Source organism: Pseudomonas chlororaphis, assembly GCA_001023535.1.
Lineage (GTDB): Bacteria > Pseudomonadota > Gammaproteobacteria > Pseudomonadales > Pseudomonadaceae > Aquipseudomonas > Aquipseudomonas chlororaphis_E.
In genome coordinates, this window is record CP011020.1 from 1,896,358 (window position 1) to 1,912,875 (window position 16,518).

A 16,518-nucleotide genomic window follows, 5' to 3' on the forward strand; every position below is an offset into this window, starting at 1 on the left:
AAATACCGTAGGAAAAGTCAGCGCATGGTGTGCAATGCGCGGCAGTTTACCTCAATTCAGGATTCGACCGGCGCAGGCTTGGGCTTGCGCCACTGGGGCAGCCCGATCAGCACCACGGCGCTGATGATCACCAACATCGCCAAGGCCTCTTCAATGCCGATGGTCTCGCCGGCAAACACGATGCCCAGCAACACCGCCACCGCCGGGTTGACGTAGGCGTAGCTGGTGGCCGCCGCCGGACGGACATGCTTGAGCAGGTACATGTAGGCGTTGAAGGCGATGATCGAACCGAAGAAGGTCAGGTAGGCCAGCGCGAACCAGCCTTCGAACGGCGGTACGCGCTCCAGGTGCTCACCACTGACGAAGCTGCCGATCAACAGCACCACGCCGCCCACCAGCATTTCAACGGCGCTGGCCATTGCTCCCGCCGGCAGCGGCACGTGTTTGCTCAGCACCGAGCCAAAGGCCCAGGACGCGGCCGCGAACAACAGCAAGGTCGCCCCCAACGGACTCGATTGCAGGTTGGAACCCAGGTTGAGCATGGCGATGCCAATCAAGCCGAGCACGATGCCGGCCCATTCCAGACGAGTATTACGCGCGCCCCAGAAATATCCGCAGAGCAAGGTGAACAACGGCACCGTGGCCACGGCCAGGGCCGCCACCCCGGACGCCACGCCCGAGTGCTCGGCCACGCTGACCGCGCCGTTGCCAAAGCTGAGCAGCAACACGCCGATGAGGGCCCCGGCCTTCCACTGCGCCCAGGTCGGCGCCGGTGCCCCGCGCCAGCGCAAAAAGCCGTACATCAACGACCCGGCCAACACAAAGCGAATACCTGCCAGGAGTAGCGGCGGCCAATGCTCGACGCCGAGGCGGATCACCAGGTAGGTCGACCCCCAGATGACATACAAGGCGAAAAAGGCAGCGATCAGTGGCAGAGGAAAACGGCGTAGGCCCGGCATGGTCAGCTCGAAGTCAGGACAAGGAGAGCCGCTATTCTAGAAAGGCGACGAGCGGAAAATAAGCTACAAAACCTGTTTATCGCAGCCATACACTTTTCAAAACAAGGAGATCGACGCTATAAACCGTGCTTTCGAAAGTCATCTCAGTTGGACGCCCTCCCCGTGGATAAATACGACCGCATGTTGCTCGCCGCCCTGTTGGAAAACGGCCGGGCTTCCTACGCCGACCTGGCCCGCAAAGTGAACCTGTCGGCGCCGGCCGTGGCCGAGCGCGTCAGCAAGCTGGAGGCCAGCGGGGTGATCACCGGCTATCAGGCCAAGGTCGACATGGCGAAGATCGGCCTGCCGGTGCAGTGCGTGATCGAACTGCGGATGAACCAGCACGGCAACCAGAAGGCATACGACGACTTGTGCAAGATCCCCCAACTGACCGAATGCCACCGGGTAACCGGCGACCCCTGCGTGATCATGCAGGCAGCAGTGGGCTCGATGCCGGAGCTGGAAGCACTGATCAACCGCATCGCCAAGTTCGGCTTCAGCAAGACCTCGATCGTGCTGTCCAGCGCCATTGAAAAGCGTGTGCCACTGGGGCAGTTGGAAGGCAACGGGAAATAAGGATCAAGCCCGCTCCCACAACGGTTCTGTGGTGTGTTCAGAATCCGCGATGGCGCTTGAGATGCTCATTGATCTTGGCCGCCGGCACTTTCTGCAAGCGGCACAACAGATCATGGGACAACGTCTGCAACCCATGCTTTTGCCGCAGCTCCGAGGCCAGGTGCGCGGTGAGGTTGGCGGCCATTTCGGCATCGGCCATGGCTCGGTGAGCCTGGCCGGTGTGGGGTAGGCCGGCGAAGGTGTTGAGCGTACCGAGCTTGTGGTTCGGCGCGGCCGGCATCAGGCGCCGGGCCAGCAGCAGTGAGCAGGCGAAGTTCTGCAGGCGGGTGCGCTTGATTCGTCCCAGTTCGAAGTCCCAGAACTTCTGGTCGAAGGCGGCGTTATGAGCCAGCAGCGGCGTGATGCCGACAAACTCATTGACCTCGTTCATCACCTTCTCGGCCGGCGGGGCGCTGCGCAGCATGGCGTTGCTGATGCCGGTCAGTTGCTCGATGAAGGCCGGAACGCGCACACCGGCATTCATCAGGCTCTGGTAACGGTCGACAATCCGGCCCTGCTCGAGGATCACCACGGCAATCTCGGTGGCCCGGCAACTGCTGCTGGGGGTGATGCCGGTGGTTTCAAAGTCGATGACTGCGATGCGTTCCAAACCTGCTGAACTCCGTAAAAATCAATTCTTGAGCAACAACGCGCCTTCGATGGGCACGTAGCGGCTGGCGGCGCGGATCAACGAGTTGGCGGTCAGCCCCGGCACGCCATAGGCCACCGCCTGCACGCCATGCTTGCTGATGATGCGTTCGAGCAGCATGTCGAAATCGCCATCGCCGGAGGCCAGCACCACTTCATCGACATGGTCGGCGGCGTCCATGATGTCCAGCGTGATGCCCACGTCCCAATCGCCCTTGGCCGAGCCGTCGCTGCGCTGGATGTAGGGCTTGAGCTTCACGGTGAAGCCCAGATTGCGCAGGATCTGCTGGAACTGCTGCTGCTTGCTGTCGCCACGGTCGATCGCATAGGCATAGGCCTCGACGATCTGCCCCTGTTTGCTGACATCGGCCCACAGCGCGGCGTAGTTGAAGTGGCAACCGTAGGCCTGGCGCACCGTGTAGTAGAGGTTCTGGACATCGGCGAACACTGCAATTTTCTTCACCGCGTTTCCTCTTGGCTGCACAAGCGCAGGCCATCTGGCCCGAAAAGTCGCCAGTATGCCAGCCAAGGGGAATGTTCCGCGAATAATCGGCCCGAGGCGCCAGGGCGCCCCGGACGAATGGCAGGTCAGACGAAGGAGTCGTCGTCGCCGAAGAAGGATCCGTCGTCGCTGTAGTCGGCGTCGCTGAAACCATCCGAATCGTTGCCATAGGCCTGGTTATCGGCCACGCGCTGGTCATCGCCCCAGCCGTTGTCACCGGTGTCATTGACCGGTTGAGCGGGTTCTTCCTTGATGACCTCGACGATCTCCTGGGGTTGTTGGCCGCTGTGAAACAAGCTGCTGATGCCTTGGGCCAGCATGACGCCACCGGCTACGCCCGCAGCGGTTTTCAGCGCACCGCCCAGAAAGCTGCTCGCCGCCGGGGCCTGCTGTGGCGCTGCGCCATAATTGCCCGGCGGCGCGCTGAAGCCTTGTTGGGCCGGGGCATTGAAAGACGACCGGGGCGGTTCGCGCCAGCCGCCACCGCTGGAGGGCGGTGGGCTCGCCGGACGGGCGTCGCGGTTGCTGCCACCGAAAATACTCGACAGAAAGCCCCCGCCGCCGGCCGGCGCCGACGCCTGGCTCCGGGCCTGCTGCAGCTCGGCCTGCAATTGCTCGACTTGCTGGGCGAGCTGCCGGTTCTGCTCATCCAGACGCTTGATCGCGGCCTCCTGCACCAGAATCGCCTGGGCCATGAAATAGCCCGCGGCGGGCTGGCTCGCCAGGTGTTCCTTGATCCGCGCCTCGGCCTGGGCGTCGCGCGGGGCTGAATCCTTTTCGGCCTGTTGCAGCCGTGAAAACAGTCCATCGATCAGGGTTTGTTCTTCGCTGTTCATGGCGACCTCATCAGATTGCCGGGTAGAAAACCATTCCGATCACACGACCGGTGCCCATCAGTAATGGGGCTGGCCTGGACGGTTTCAACGGTCTTTACCAGATGTTTACGTTTGCTTGTGCGGGCACCTGATCGGTTAAAGTGTCGGACCGCTTTTAGACCTGCGATACCGACCCATGAATCCGTTTGACGTGCTGCGCGACTCTCTGTATTTCTTCAAGCGCCATCTGGGCCGGATCGCCCAGCTTTGCCTGCCCTTGGTCATACTCGAGGCCCTGCTGCAGCAAGGCGTGGACAGCGCCGTCGGCCCGGAAGGCTTTCCCGGCTACAGCGTGATCGTCGGGCTGCTGGTGTACCCGCTCTACACCGCCGCGCTGATTCTGTTTCTCGACGCCCGCAGCCGCGGCGAGGCGCCACGCCCGCGCGACCTGCTCGCCACGGCACTGACCCTCTGGCCACGCTTTGCCTTGTTGACCGCCCTCAACACGCTGCTGATCCTGGTGGGCATTACCTTGTACTTCCTGCCGGGCCTGTGGCTGATGGTGACCCTGGCCTTCAGCGAATACCTGCTGGTACTCAGGGGCCTGACGCCGCTGGCCGCCATGAAGGAAAGCCTGGCCATGAGCCGCGGCAATTTCTGGCGGATCCTGACCTGCATTCTCTGTGTGATGGCGCCGCTGTGGTTGCTCAAGGGCGCCAGTGTCTCGGCGTATCCGGGCCCCCTGAACCCGGTTATCAGCCTGTTGATCGACAGCGTCCACAGCTTCCTGCAACTGTTCACCAGCGTGGTGTTGTTCCGCATCTTCATGCTGCTCGAAGCAAGGCCCGAGAACCGCTGAGCCACGCGGCGCAAGTCCCGGGCTTGGGCTTGGGAACCGCTCTCGGTTATGCTCGGGCTCACTTTTGCGTTCGCCCATAAGCTGAGCCATGACCCGTCTACTGCGCTATACCCTGCTGGGCCTGCTGTCGATCCTGTGCCTGGCCGCCCTGGCGATCTACGGTTCGACCTGGCGCCCACACCCCCGGGAAACCCTGCCGGTCAGTTGCGCCGCCAACGCAGCGCCACTGATGCCCGGCCAGGCCTTGAAGGTGATGACCTGGAACGTGCAGTTCCTGGCCGGCAAGCGCTACGTGTTCTGGCACGACCTGGCCCAGGGCGACGACGAAAGCCCGACCCTGGAAGACATGGCCTTCAGCCTCGATGAAGTGGCACGGGTCATTCGCGACGAGCAACCGGACATCGTCCTGCTCCAGGAACTGGACCATGGCGCCAAGGCCAGCGACTACCAGGATCAGCTCAAGCTGTTGCAGGAACGCCTGGCCGATCTCTACCCCTGCGCCACCAGCGCCTTCGACTGGAAGGCCGAATTCATCCCCGACCCGCATATCTTCGGCAGTGTCGGTCGACAACTGGCGACGCTGAGCCGCTATCGCATCGACCACGCCGAACGGGTGCAACTGCCGGTGGCCGATGCCAACTTCATCAGTCGCCAGTTCCAACCCAAGAACGCCCTGCTGGTGAGCTACCTGGCGCTCAAGGACGGTGGTCGCCTGGCAGTGCTCAACACCCATCTGGAACGGGCCACCGAACCGGACGAGACCTTGCCCCGGCAAGTGGCCGCCGTGGCCAGGGCCTTGGACAAACTCGAATCATCCGGCACGCCGTGGCTGATCGGCGGCGATTTCAACCTGCTGCCCCTCGGCCAGTACCGACGCCTGCCGGTAGAACAGCGCACGCCCTACTCCGCCGACAGCGCCCTGCACCTGCTGTGGGACAAGTACCCGATGATCCCCACCAACAACGAAGCCAGCGGCATCGACCGCGAGCACTGGTTGACCCACTACCCGAACGACCCGGGCCTCAACGGCCCCGACCGCACCGTCGACTACCTGTTCTACAGCCCGCGGATCAAGCGGGTGCAAGCCCAGGTACGCCAGGACGACACGTTGCGGATCTCGGACCATCTGCCGGTGATTGCACGGTTTCTGTTGCCGGCTGCCCCCTAGCCACTCCGCCAGCCCTGACAGCCGCCCATGGAATGCACGCCCCACTGATTGGGCTCACCTGGAGAACTCACCATGACCGTCATCGCGCTGATCAACCCTGAGCACGACCCCCACTTGATCGCCGATTGCCTGATCAGCGCCGACGGGCCGGACAAGCGCCAATCAATGTCTGCCTGGGTGCCTTCGCTGGGGCTGATACCGACTGACTGGCATGACCAGGACGGGCCGTTCCATATCGCCCGCATGGGGCGTAAAACCTACCTCCTGCCGAACCACAGCGGCATGCTCGCCTTTGCCGGGGATTGCCGGTCGGCCTATGAATTCTGGGTGGCGTTATCACAATCCATCGAGATCAAGCTCGGCTATCAACCCGACGCGCTGATTGAGGCGGCCATGATCGATCAGGTCCTGATGAGCATGGGCGCGACCGCGAGCGCCTTCCACATGCTGGGCGTGCTGCTGGATGGACAAGGCGGCCGGCGCGCCTATGTCCACCGCCCCGAAGCCACGGTGACCACCGAGCACTTTGGCACCTGCTACCTGGCCGGCTCCGGGACGCACCACCTCAAAAGCAAGATTCAAACCGAAGACCAACGCTTCACGTCCATCCAGCATTGGGACTGGGCACACATTTCGCCGACTGAAGAACTGGCGGAGTCCGTGTGTTCCGACATGCTCTACTACGAATCCGACATCAACAACGGGCGCAGGCCCAACACCCCTATCCATGACAGGTTCGGTGGCTTCTACGAATGGTATGGCATCGCAGCGGCCGGGATAAAAACCATGCCGCCCAGAATCGACCTGAACATCCTCGTCAAGGACGATTGCCTGTACCTGACCCGGCTGCATTTTTGCGAAACCGTTCACCCGCCCGCCGGCGATCCTCTCTTCAAAGGCTCGCAGATCATCTTGAAGGTCCTGACGTTCTGCCTGCGCACCCAGGCCTTCGACCCGCAGAGGCTGTTCGAAAACCTGACATTCACTTTCGAGCGGGCGGACGGGGTGCTCATCGAGCGCTTCTTCAACCATTACGACAGGCAGGCCGGTTCACCGCTGTCGGACCCCAGGATTTCAGGAGCCGTCCCGGCGGACGTCCTGCAAAAGGATTTTGGCGATGGCTTGTCCGTCAAGAGAGTGCGCCTGACGGTCTCGATCAACGGCTATGCGGTGGCAAAAGGGGTGACCGAAAGCGACGAATCGCTCGCCCCGGCCAGGCTCCAGTACACCAACGGCCAACTCTTGGTGACCTTCTCCGAGAAAATAGGCTTTTTGATTGCAGACATCGTGGCGAGGCACCTGAGCCAGCCGCCTGCCGCGAAACCTGCTTGAGTCCAGCGCCGCCGCATCGTCAGGCCTTGCGCGGCTTGGCCCGCGCCGTCGCCTCCGCCACCAGCGGATCGTCAGGCCAGTAATGCTTGGGATAACGGCCCTTGAGGTCTTTCTTCACCTCGGCGTAGGTGCTGCGCCAGAAGTTCGCCAGGTCCTGGGTGACTTGCACCGGCCGGCGCGCCGGTGACAACAGGTGCAGCTTGACGACCTGGCGGCCACCGGCGATGCGTGGGGTGTCCGCCAGGCCGAACAGCTCCTGCAGGCGCACCGCCAGGATCGGCGGGTGCTCGCTGTAGTCCAGGCGGATCGACGACCCCGAAGGCACGCTCAGATGGTGCGGTGCCAGTTCATCCAAGCGTTGCGGCAGCGGCCAGGGCAACCGGTTGTGGACGATACTCGAGAGGTCCAGGTTGGCAAAATGACTGAGGCGCGACACCCGTCCCAGGTACGGCATCAGCCAGTCTTCGAGGCTGTCCAGCAATGCCCCGTCGCTGACGTCCGGCCATTCGCTCTCGCCCTTGGCCTCCAGGTCGAGCCGGCGCAACAGCGCCACCCGCGCCTGCCACTGGCGCAGTTCCGGGGTCCAGGGCAACAGTTCCAGGCCCTTGCGCCGCACCAGGTTCACCAACGCCTGACTGCGCGCAGCCTCGTCCAGGCCGGTCAGCGGCTCGCGACTGAGCACCAGTTCGCCGACCTTGCGCTGGCGCTCGGCACGCAGCACGCCTTCGCGCTCGTCCCAGTCCAGTTGATCCACGGTGCGCACCTGCTCGGCCAGCACCGAGTCAAACAGCGCCGGGTCAATATCCGTCGCCAGGTAGATCCGTTCTTCGCGCTGGCCCTGGCGGCTGCCCAGGTCGGCGACCACCAGCCACGCGTGTTTCATCAGGCTGTCGGCCTCGGCGAACTGTGCCGCGCGGCCATTGGCCAAGCGATACTCCGCGCCGCCGGGCCGCCGCTGTTGCGCGACGCGGTCCGGATAGGCCAGCGCCAGTAAGGCGCCGAGCCAGCGTGGGTGATCGGGATCGGCGACGGCTTGTTCGGCCTTGCCCCGTAAATAACCGCGATATTGCCGGGCCAGTTGCCGCGCCCGCTGCACGCCGCCCTGGGCACTGCGAGTCGCTCGTTCTTCGCCGGAGAGCAACACCAGGCGACTGTGCAAGTCCGCGCCGGCGCCGCGGAGAATATCGCGCTCGCCCAACAGCGCCGCGACGTTGCAGGCCATGTCCGCCAGCCCCAGCGCCTGGCCGCGCAGCAGCAAATGGGCGATACGCGGGTGGGCAGGCAGTTCGGCCATGGCTTGGCCGTGGCGGGTCAATTGTTCGCCCTCCAGCGCGCCCAGTCGTTGCAGCAGGTCCTGGGCCTGGGCATAAGCCGCGGCCGGCGGGCTGTCGAGCCACACCAGTTGCTGCGGCGCCATGCCCCAGCGGCCCAGTTGCAGGGCCAACCCGGCCAGGTCAGCCGAGAGAATCTCCGCGCTGGCGTAGGCGGCCAATTGTTCGTGCTGGTCTTCGGACCACAACCGATAGCACGCCCCCGGCTCCAGGCGCCCCGCCCGGCCGGCCCGCTGGGTGGCGCTGGCGCGGGAGATGCGCTGGGTGTCGAGCCGGGTCATGCCGCTGCCCGGATCGAAACGCGGGACGCGAGCCAGGCCGGCATCGACCACCACCCGCACGCCATTGATGGTCAGGCTGGTCTCGGCAATGTTGGTCGCCAGCACCACTTTGCGCTGGCCCGGCGGCGCGGGGTCGATGGCAGCGCGTTGGGCCGCAAGATCCAGTTCACCGTGCAAGGGACACAGCAAGACATTGCCGCCCTCGCCCAGGGCGTCGGCCAACTGCTGGTGAACCCGGCGGATCTCCGCTTGCCCGGGCAGGAACACCAGCACGCTGCCGGTTTCATCGTGCAGCGCTTCCAGCACGGTCTGCACCAGGCGTGGCTCGATGTACTCGCCCGGCTGGAACGGACGCCCCCAACGCACCGTGACCGGGAACATGCGCCCTTCGCTGCGCAGGATCGGCGCATCGCCCAGCAGCCCGGCCAGGCGCTCGCCTTCGAGGGTGGCGGACATCAGCAGGATCTTCAGCGGCTGGTCGTCGCGAAACAGCTCCCGGCCATTGAGGCTCAAGGCCAGGGCCAGGTCGGCGTCGAGGCTGCGTTCGTGGAACTCATCGAAAATCAGCAGCCCCACGCCTTCCAACGCCGGGTCGTCCTGCAAGCGCCGGGTGAGGATGCCTTCGGTGACCACTTCGATGCGGGTCCTGGGGCCCACCTTGCTGTCCAGGCGGATCCGGTAGCCGACCGTTTCGCCGACCTTTTCCCCCAGCTCGCTGGCCAGGCGCTCGGCCGCTGCCCGGGCGGCCAGGCGCCGCGGCTCGAGCATGAGGATGGTCTGCCCGGCCAGCCAGGGCTCGTCCAGCAAGGCCAAGGGAACACGGGTGGTTTTACCGGCACCGGGCGGCGCTTCGAGCACGGCTTCATGGCGGGACGCCAAGGCTTGGCGCAGGGCAGGTAAAACTTCATCGATCGGCAAAGAAATCATGCTGGCTCCAAAACAGAGGGCCGAGTATAACGGCGAACTGTTTAGCGTGGTCTGGACTCCAACCAGCAACGCCTTTATCTGCTCAGGAGATTGTGATGCGTATTCCCTTTCGCGTGATCGGCGGCGTCCTGGTCGCCACCCTGCTGACCCAGCTAAGCGCCTGCGGCTCGATCTTCTACCCCGACCGCCGTGGCCAGATTGACGGCAAGATCGACCCGGCGATTGCCGCGCTCGATGCCGTCGGCCTGCTGTTCTACATCATTCCCGGCCTGATCGCGTTCGCGGTGGACTTCGCCACCGGCGCCATTTACTTCGAGCCGGGCAAAAGCGTCCAGATCGAGCCAGAAAAACTCAAGCCGGCCATCAACCCCGACGGCACAGTCAATAACCATGTGTTGCAGGCGATCCTGGAACGCGAACTGGGCCGCAGCTTCCCACTGGACGACCCGCGACTGATCCAGCACAAGGGCAGCGCACAGCAACTGGCCGCGCTCGGTCTCAAGCCCGCCGCATGAAGGGCGCCGTTGAAGGAGCGATCGCGCCATGACCACGGCGACTGAACACGCGCGCCTGCTGCGCCTGGCCACCCGTGCCTCGGTGGCCGTGGCGCTGATCCTGGTGATCGCCAAGGCGCTGGCCTGGTGGCTGAGCGGTTCGGTGAGCATGCTCGCCGGCCTGACCGACTCGGCACTGGACGGCGTCACCTCGCTGCTCAATCTGCTGGCGGTGCATTACGCCCTGCGCCCCGCCGACGATGACCATCGCTACGGACACGGCAAGGCCGAGTCCCTGGCCGGCATGGCCCAGGCGCTGTTCATCGGCGGCAGTGCCGTATTGATCGCATTGCAGGCCATCGAGCGCCTGAAGCAGCCTGTCCCGGTGGACGCGCCCTGGCTAAGCGTTGGCGTGATCGTGTTTTCCCTGGCCCTGACCGTGGCGCTGCTGGTGCTGCAACATCGAGTCATCCGCGCCACCGGCTCCAACGCCGTGCGCGCCGACTCGCTGCACTATCGCTCCGACCTGTTGCTCAATGGCAGCATCCTGATCGCCCTGGTGCTCGCCGGGTTCGGCTGGTATCAACTCGATGCCTGGTTCGGTTTGGGCATTGCCGCCTACATTTTGTGGAGCGCCATCCAGATCGGCCGGGAAAGCTTCGCGGTGCTGATGGATGAAGAACTGCCGCCGGACGTCAGCCAGCACATGCTGGAACTGGCCTGCGCCGTACCCGGCGTGCTGGGCGCCCATGACCTGCGCACGCGGATCTCGGGCAACCACTGGTTCGTGCAGTTGCACCTGGAACTGCCGGGCGAGTTGACCCTGTCCATCGCCCACGAAATCAGCGACCAGGCCGCCGACGCCATCCATCGCGCCTACCCCAAGGCCGAAGTGCTGGTGCACGCGGACCCGTCGGAAGTGGTCAAGGGCGCGAGGGCCTGATGCGCCGCCTGTGGCGAGGGAGCACACTCCCTCGCCACAAAGGGCGCTGACGCTTCAGTAATTCACTTGGTAACCACGGCTGCTCAGGCAACTGCCCTGGGCCTGTCGGTAGGTCTGCACCACCTCCGGAGCCGGTGGATAAGTGTAGTTGCGCGGGTCGAAACCACTCTGCTGCACCGCCCAGCGATAACAGTCGTAGCCGTCCTGGTTGACCTGCTCGGGTGACTGGCCGTTGGCCGGATACGCCACCACGTCGTAGCTGTTGCCCTGGGGTTGAGGCTGCGGGTTGGCCACCGGCGGCTCGACCACGACGTAATCCCGGGTGTTGGCCTCATAGACGTAATAGGCGCCAGCGGCGAGAAAGAACAGCGAACTGCCGATCCACACTTCCCTGGCGTAGTCAGGCAGGTAACGGGTACGGATGCCCCGTGGCGGCTCGACCACGATGTAGCGTGGCCCCTGGGGACGGTACCAATAGCCGCCCGAATAGAAGTAATCCTGGCCGCGATAGGGCACGCGGTAGTTGCGATCCGGGAAACGGTCGATCACGTACCCCGGGCGATATTGCGGGCCTGGGCCCCAGCCATTGCCGTGCCCGTCCGGGCGACCGGGCCAATGCTGTTCAGGGCGGTTGTCATGGCTTGGACGTGGCCCGCCGTTGGGATAGCCATCGCCGCGACGCGGGATATCGCGGTAATACCCCGGTTGCGGTTCACGGGTCTGGTTCACGCTGTCGGGTCGCCCCTGGATCGGCAAGTTATTGCCCGGCGGCGGCGACGGCGGCCGGCCGTAGCCATTGGGGTCACGGGGACCTCGATCATAGGAGGGGCCGCCCTGGCGCTGGGCACCCGGCTCGAACTGCCGGCTGTTGTCGCCTCGGATGATCTCGTTGTTCCGGGGCCGGGGTTGCTCGATGTGGCCCTGGTCGTTGCCGCCGCGCGGATCGTAGCCGCGGCCGCCGTCCGGGCCTCCGCGGTTTTGCTGATCATCGGCCATTCCCTGCGCACTGACACTTGCCCACAACAGACCAACACCTGCCAAACGCCAGATGCGCGACTTCATGTTATTCCTCACGACGGTTCAGGGCCTGATGATAAGACTGGGAAACCCCAGGCCGGTTCTGCGACAGGTTATCAGCCACAGGCTTTATTTAGCAGGCATTTGCCGCTCTGCCCCCGGGGTTTAAGATACCCGCCGATTTCGTCGACGACAGGAACGGTTCTATTCGCCGAAAGCGCCAGCCGGCGTCCGCCGCAGCGAACTATCAAGGGAGTGAAGGTATGTCAGTTTCATCCGCACGAGAACGAGCCCCCGTCATACAGGCCTTCGTGTTGGAGATTAGGTTTGTTGCTTTGGCGCTGTTACTCACGGCCTTGTGGGGCTGCGGGCGCACACCGCTGGTGCATGAAGATGATCGGCGGCTAAGCCGGATGCTGTGTGAAGTCGGGGAGCAAAGGGTCACCTTGAGCCCACGCTTCTCCTACGACTTGCCAGGGCCATTGCGGCACACGCCGTGCGGCACGGTCAAAAGCGGCTTCAATTATGACAAAGTCCGCGACATTCAGTCGGCGAGTGCCAGCGGCAGCTATCGCTCCAACGACCTCGTCGTGCTGGCCTCATCGCGCTGGATCACCGTTGAAGGCCTGCTCGATGGCAAGGACGAAGGAGCGCTCTATGCTCCTGAACAGTTCCTGCAAAACAAACTCGCCCTGATGGACCTCACCCCAAGCAAGGCACGCCCCGAAGAGATCGAGTGGGTCACCCGGCAAGGCATGCGATGCCTGCGCTTCTACGACATATGGCACAGCCCGACGGATACCTGGGAAGAGGACGTCACCTACTGGTGCTGGGAAAACCAGAGCGGCCTGAAACAGCCGTTCTCGGTCAGCGCCGGCCAACGCTTGCCCGAAGGCACCAAGGGCTATGACCTGGATCAGGCCTTTATCCTGCCATTCTTCCAGAGCCTGAAAATCAATCGCCTGTCCGATGCCGCCCTGGCCGAGGCTGAGGAAAAAATCAAAGCCGCCTGCGCCCACGTCAAATCCCGCTATGACCAGCACCTCAATTGGGGTGCCGATTACCCGGACAAACGCCTGACCCGCCAGCGCCTGCGCTCCTGCGGCTATGACGCCCCCTAGCCAAAACAGAATCTGCGCTCAATAAAAAAGGGAGGCCCGTCGGCCTCCCCTTGAGAATCTAGTCCGTGCTCGACGCTTTTGACGTCGGCTCACCTCACGCCGTCTTCTGGACAGTGTGCAGCTCGGGGGTCTGCCAGTCACCGGTGGGTGCTGCGACCGCAGCCGGCCGGATTGGGCGGGCTGCACTGGACTGTTTGTCCGAGCAGTGATCTTGGTGATAAGGATAGGCCTGGGGCGCCGACAGATGATTGCGAATATTGCTCAAATAAACATGGCTTGCGCAATTTTTAGCCCTGGATAGATAATATTCCGCAATTATCCAGATAAAGGCCCGACCGATGAGCAAACTCGACCGATACGACCTGAGTATTCTGGCGGAATTGCAGCGCGATGCACGCATCTCCAATCAGGAACTGGCCGAGCGCATCGGCCTGTCGCCCTCGCCCTGCTCGCGGCGGGTCAAGCAATTGGAAGACGACGGCTACATCACCCGCCAGGTCGCCCTGCTCGACCGCAAGATGCTCGGCCTGAGCCTGACAGCCTACGTGCTGATCGGCATGGACCGGCACACCCCCGAGCGTTTCGAAAACTTCGAGGCGGCGATCCGTAACCTGCCCCAGGTGCTCGAATGCAGCCTCGTCACGGGCATGGACGCGGACTACCAGCTCAAGGTGGTGGTGCCGGACATGGACCACTACCAGAAACTGCTGCTGGGGCACCTGACCCGGATCGATGGCGTCACCAGCGTGCGGTCAAGTTTCGTGCTGAACCAGGTACTCAACAGCACCGAGCTGCCGTTGACTCACCTGCGCAGCTGACCGCTTTTGTGGCGGGGGAGCTTGCTCCCTCGCCACAACGCGTCAGCCGATGGATAGCTGCGACACACCGCCGCAGGCCAATCCCGCGCCCGCGCCTCATGCCTTATACTCGCCGCGACTTTTCAAGCCCGCTTACGCCGGAGTGTCCTGATGGATCCTGCTGTTTTCGAAGAGTGGATGATGACCGGCCTGGTCAGCATCCTGATCATTTTCATGGGTTTCATCGTCTGGGACCTGGCGAAAAAATCCAAGGCCGGGCGTTTCGGCTCGTTCATCCTGTTTTTCGTGCTGGGCCTGGGCGTCGCGGCGTTCGTCATCAAGAGCGTGGTGATCGGCCTGATCGAAACCGGGGCGTTATAAGCGCGCCGGCACTTGCTTCCACTGGCCCTGGTCGAGCCCTTCGAGGGTCCAGTCACCGATCCTGACCCGCACCAGCCGCAGGGTCGGCAAGCCGACCGCCGCCGTCATGCGGCGCACCTGGCGATTGCGCCCTTCACGGATCACCAGCTCCAGCCAGCTCGTGGGCACGCTGAGGCGAAAACGCACCGGCGGGTTGCGCGGCCACAACGCCGGCTCATCCAACTGGCGAGCCTCGGCCGGCAAGGTCATGCCGTCGTTCAGTTCCACCCCCTCGCGCAAACGCTGCAATTGCTCGGCGCTCGGCTCACCCTCTACTTGCACCCAATAGGTCTTGGCCAGCTTATGCCGGGGGTCGGCGATGCGCGCCTGCAGTTGCCCATCGTTGGTCAACAACAGCAACCCTTCGCTGTCGCGATCCAGCCGCCCGGCCGGGTAGATGCCAGGCACGTCGATAAAGTCCTTGAGCGTCGCCCGCCCTTCACCGTCGCTGAATTGCGTCAGCACGTCGAAGGGTTTGTTGAACAGGATCAGCTTCGGCTCGGCCGGCGGTGCCTTGGCGACACGACGCGGGGCATTGGCTTGAGGCTTCGCGCCAGGGCGACGGGAAGCGGGACGGGGCGGACGGGGCATGGCGAATACAACATCTAACGGTCGGGGCCACCCATGCTAGTGGCCCGACCGTCAAATGACCACCGTCGAATCAGCGGAACGGCGGCTCGTCGAAGCTGCGCAGCTTGCGCGAATGCAGCGAATTGAGTTCGGTGCGCAGCAGGTCCAGCGCCGCGATGCCGATCTTCAAGTGCTGGTTGACCGCTCGCTCGTAGAACGCGTTGGCCGACCCCGGCAGCTTGATCTCACTGTGCAGCGGCTTGTCCGAAACGCACAGCAAGGTGCCGTACGGCACCCGCAGACGATAGCCCTGGGCGGCGATGGTGCCGCTTTCCATGTCCACCGCCACGGCGCGAGACAGGTTGATCAAGGGCCGTTCCTGGGCCCAGCGCAGTTCCCAGTTGCGGTCGTCGTAGGTCAGCACGGTGCCGGTGCGCAGGCGCTTCTTCAGCTCGTCGCCCTTTTCCCCGGTGATGTTCGCCGCGGCCTGCTGGAGCGCCAGTTGCACCTCCGCCAGGGCCGGGATCGGGATATTCGGCGGCACCACTCGGTCGAGGATGCCATCACGGCGCATGTAGGCGTGGGCCAGCACGTAGTCGCCGATAGTCTGGGACTGCCGCAACCCGCCACAGTGGCCGATCATCAGCCAGCAATGCGGGCGCAGCACCGCCAGGTGGTCGGTGATGTTCTTGGCATTGGACGGGCCGACGCCGATGTTCACCAGCGTGACGCCGTGGCCATCGCTGGCCTGCAGGTGATAGGCGGGCATCTGGTAGCGGTGCCAGACCACCCCGGCGGCGATGGCCGAGGCTTCGCTGTGGTCCATGTGCTTGTCGATGATCACGTTGCCCGGCAACACCATGCGCACGAAACGCGGGTCGCTGCGCAGTTGTTCAAGACCATGGACGATGAACTGGTCGACATAGCGGTGATAGTTGGTCAGCAGGATCCAGGGCTGTACATGGCGCCAGTCGCTGCCGGTGTAATGCACCAGCCGACGCAGGGAAAAGTCCACCCGGGCGGCGTCGAACAGCGCCAGGGGCAGCGGATCGGTGTTTTCCCAGTCGTAGAGGCCGTCGGCAATGCCATCGGTGGCGGCCGACAGGTCGGTGCTGGGGAACACCCGCGCCAGCACCGCGGCGGTCACGCCGGAACCGGCCAGCTCATCGCCCTGTTCCACCACGTAGGGATAGGGAATGTTCTGCTCGCTGACGCCCACTTCGACAGTGACGGTGAAGTCGTGCATCAGCGGGACCAACTGCTCCAGCAGGTATTTACGGAACGCGGCCGGATGGGTGACGGTCACGCAGTAGGTGCCCGGCAATTGGACCTTGGCGTAGGCGCGAGTGGTTTGCGGGACTTCACCGTGGCAGTGGTAGGTCAGGCGCAGGGCGGGGTAGCGAAACAGCGCACGTTGCTCGGCATCCGGCTCGATACGGTCCTTGAGATAACGCATGAGCGCCTGGTTCAGCGCGGTGGTCGCACGCTCGTGCAGGGCCGCCAGACGATCCACGGCTTGTTCGGCGGTTTGAACGACAATAAACGCTTCGGTCACGATCAGCTTCCTGTGTTCTGACTTGCAGGCCCTCATCTTGCCTGCATCGCCGCCCGACGGGAACAGTGGCGTAGTGGACTCGATCGATTCCCTGTGGGAGCGAGCTTGCTCGCGATTGCGGTATA

Annotated in this window: 17 protein-coding genes; 9 read left to right on the plus strand and 8 right to left on the minus strand. The window is 63.8% G+C overall.

The features are described 5' to 3' along the window. Positions 1 to 56: 56 nt before the first annotated feature. Complete coding sequence (locus tag VM99_08125; GenBank protein AKJ98027.1) at positions 57 to 959, minus strand: membrane protein; 903 nt, start codon at positions 957 to 959, stop codon at positions 57 to 59. A gap of 162 nt (positions 960 to 1,121) precedes the next feature. Between VM99_08125 and VM99_08130 the strand changes: the two genes are divergently transcribed. Next, positions 1,122 to 1,574 (plus strand): AsnC family transcriptional regulator, encoded by a 453-nt coding sequence (locus VM99_08130; GenBank protein AKJ98028.1) that lies wholly within the window; start codon positions 1,122 to 1,124, stop codon positions 1,572 to 1,574. Positions 1,575 to 1,611: 37 nt separating this feature from the next. Here VM99_08130 and VM99_08135 read toward each other — a convergent pair whose 3' ends face one another. The 3 genes from VM99_08135 to VM99_08145 form a co-directional block, all read right to left on the minus strand. Further along, on the minus strand, positions 1,612 to 2,223 hold the full coding sequence (locus tag VM99_08135) for a DNA polymerase III subunit epsilon (GenBank protein ID AKJ98029.1): 612 nt from the start codon (positions 2,221 to 2,223) through the stop codon (positions 1,612 to 1,614). Positions 2,224 to 2,244: 21 nt separating this feature from the next. Continuing rightward, entirely contained in the window at positions 2,245 to 2,724 is a 480-nt protein-coding gene (locus VM99_08140) for a nuclease (GenBank protein ID AKJ98030.1), read from the minus strand. A 125-nt stretch (positions 2,725 to 2,849) separates the two neighbouring features. Further along, positions 2,850 to 3,599 (minus strand): ABC transporter substrate-binding protein, encoded by a 750-nt coding sequence (locus tag VM99_08145; protein ID AKJ98031.1) that lies wholly within the window; start codon positions 3,597 to 3,599, stop codon positions 2,850 to 2,852. A gap of 175 nt (positions 3,600 to 3,774) precedes the next feature. On the opposite strand from VM99_08145, the gene VM99_08150 reads away from it, so the two are divergent. From VM99_08150 to VM99_08160, 3 genes are all read left to right on the plus strand, one after another. Next, positions 3,775 to 4,437: a membrane protein gene (locus VM99_08150; GenBank protein ID AKJ98032.1), complete on the plus strand. Its 663-nt coding sequence runs from the start codon at positions 3,775 to 3,777 to the stop codon at positions 4,435 to 4,437. 88 nt (positions 4,438 to 4,525) lie between these two features. Then, on the plus strand, positions 4,526 to 5,605 hold the full coding sequence (locus VM99_08155) for an endonuclease (GenBank protein AKJ98033.1): 1,080 nt from the start codon (positions 4,526 to 4,528) through the stop codon (positions 5,603 to 5,605). A 72-nt stretch (positions 5,606 to 5,677) separates the two neighbouring features. After that, a complete protein-coding gene (locus tag VM99_08160; protein AKJ98034.1) occupies positions 5,678 to 6,937 on the plus strand; it encodes a hypothetical protein in 1,260 nt (419 codons plus the stop codon). 19 nt (positions 6,938 to 6,956) lie between these two features. On the opposite strand, the gene VM99_08165 is transcribed toward VM99_08160, so the two are convergent. After that, the gene (locus VM99_08165; protein AKJ98035.1) at positions 6,957 to 9,476 is read right to left on the minus strand and encodes an ATP-dependent helicase; all 2,520 of its coding nucleotides are present in this window, start codon (positions 9,474 to 9,476) and stop codon (positions 6,957 to 6,959) included. A 95-nt stretch (positions 9,477 to 9,571) separates the two neighbouring features. On the opposite strand from VM99_08165, the gene VM99_08170 reads away from it, so the two are divergent. Both VM99_08170 and fieF read left to right on the plus strand, forming a co-directional pair. Next, on the plus strand, positions 9,572 to 9,991 hold the full coding sequence (locus VM99_08170; GenBank protein AKJ98036.1) for a polyribonucleotide nucleotidyltransferase: 420 nt from the start codon (positions 9,572 to 9,574) through the stop codon (positions 9,989 to 9,991). A 28-nt stretch (positions 9,992 to 10,019) separates the two neighbouring features. After that, positions 10,020 to 10,913 carry a ferrous iron transporter gene (gene fieF / locus VM99_08175; protein AKJ98037.1) on the plus strand — a complete coding sequence of 298 codons (894 nt, stop codon included), beginning with the start codon at positions 10,020 to 10,022 and terminating at the stop codon, positions 10,911 to 10,913. Positions 10,914 to 10,967: 54 nt separating this feature from the next. Here the strand turns inward: fieF and VM99_08180 are convergent, their stop codons facing one another. Further along, positions 10,968 to 11,975, minus strand: coding sequence for a hypothetical protein (locus tag VM99_08180; GenBank protein AKJ98038.1), 1,008 nt, complete (start codon positions 11,973 to 11,975; stop codon positions 10,968 to 10,970). Between the two features lie 275 nt (positions 11,976 to 12,250). Here VM99_08180 and VM99_08185 point away from each other — a divergent pair, with 275 nt between their 5' ends. From VM99_08185 to VM99_08195, 3 genes are all read left to right on the plus strand, one after another. Continuing rightward, on the plus strand, positions 12,251 to 13,051 hold the full coding sequence (locus tag VM99_08185) for a hypothetical protein (GenBank protein ID AKK01714.1): 801 nt from the start codon (positions 12,251 to 12,253) through the stop codon (positions 13,049 to 13,051). A 338-nt stretch (positions 13,052 to 13,389) separates the two neighbouring features. Further along, complete coding sequence (locus tag VM99_08190) at positions 13,390 to 13,869, plus strand: AsnC family transcriptional regulator (protein ID AKJ98039.1); 480 nt, start codon at positions 13,390 to 13,392, stop codon at positions 13,867 to 13,869. A gap of 150 nt (positions 13,870 to 14,019) precedes the next feature. Then, on the plus strand, positions 14,020 to 14,229 hold the full coding sequence (locus VM99_08195; GenBank protein ID AKJ98040.1) for a hypothetical protein: 210 nt from the start codon (positions 14,020 to 14,022) through the stop codon (positions 14,227 to 14,229). On the opposite strand, the gene VM99_08200 is transcribed toward VM99_08195, so the two are convergent. Both VM99_08200 and VM99_08205 read right to left on the minus strand, forming a co-directional pair. Next, positions 14,224 to 14,859, minus strand: coding sequence for a pseudouridine synthase (locus tag VM99_08200; GenBank protein ID AKJ98041.1), 636 nt, complete (start codon positions 14,857 to 14,859; stop codon positions 14,224 to 14,226). The genes VM99_08195 and VM99_08200 overlap by 6 nt on opposite strands. Before the next feature lie 70 nt (positions 14,860 to 14,929). Continuing rightward, the gene (locus tag VM99_08205) at positions 14,930 to 16,393 is read right to left on the minus strand and encodes an AMP nucleosidase (GenBank protein AKJ98042.1); all 1,464 of its coding nucleotides are present in this window, start codon (positions 16,391 to 16,393) and stop codon (positions 14,930 to 14,932) included. Between the last annotated feature and the right edge of the window lie 125 nt (positions 16,394 to 16,518).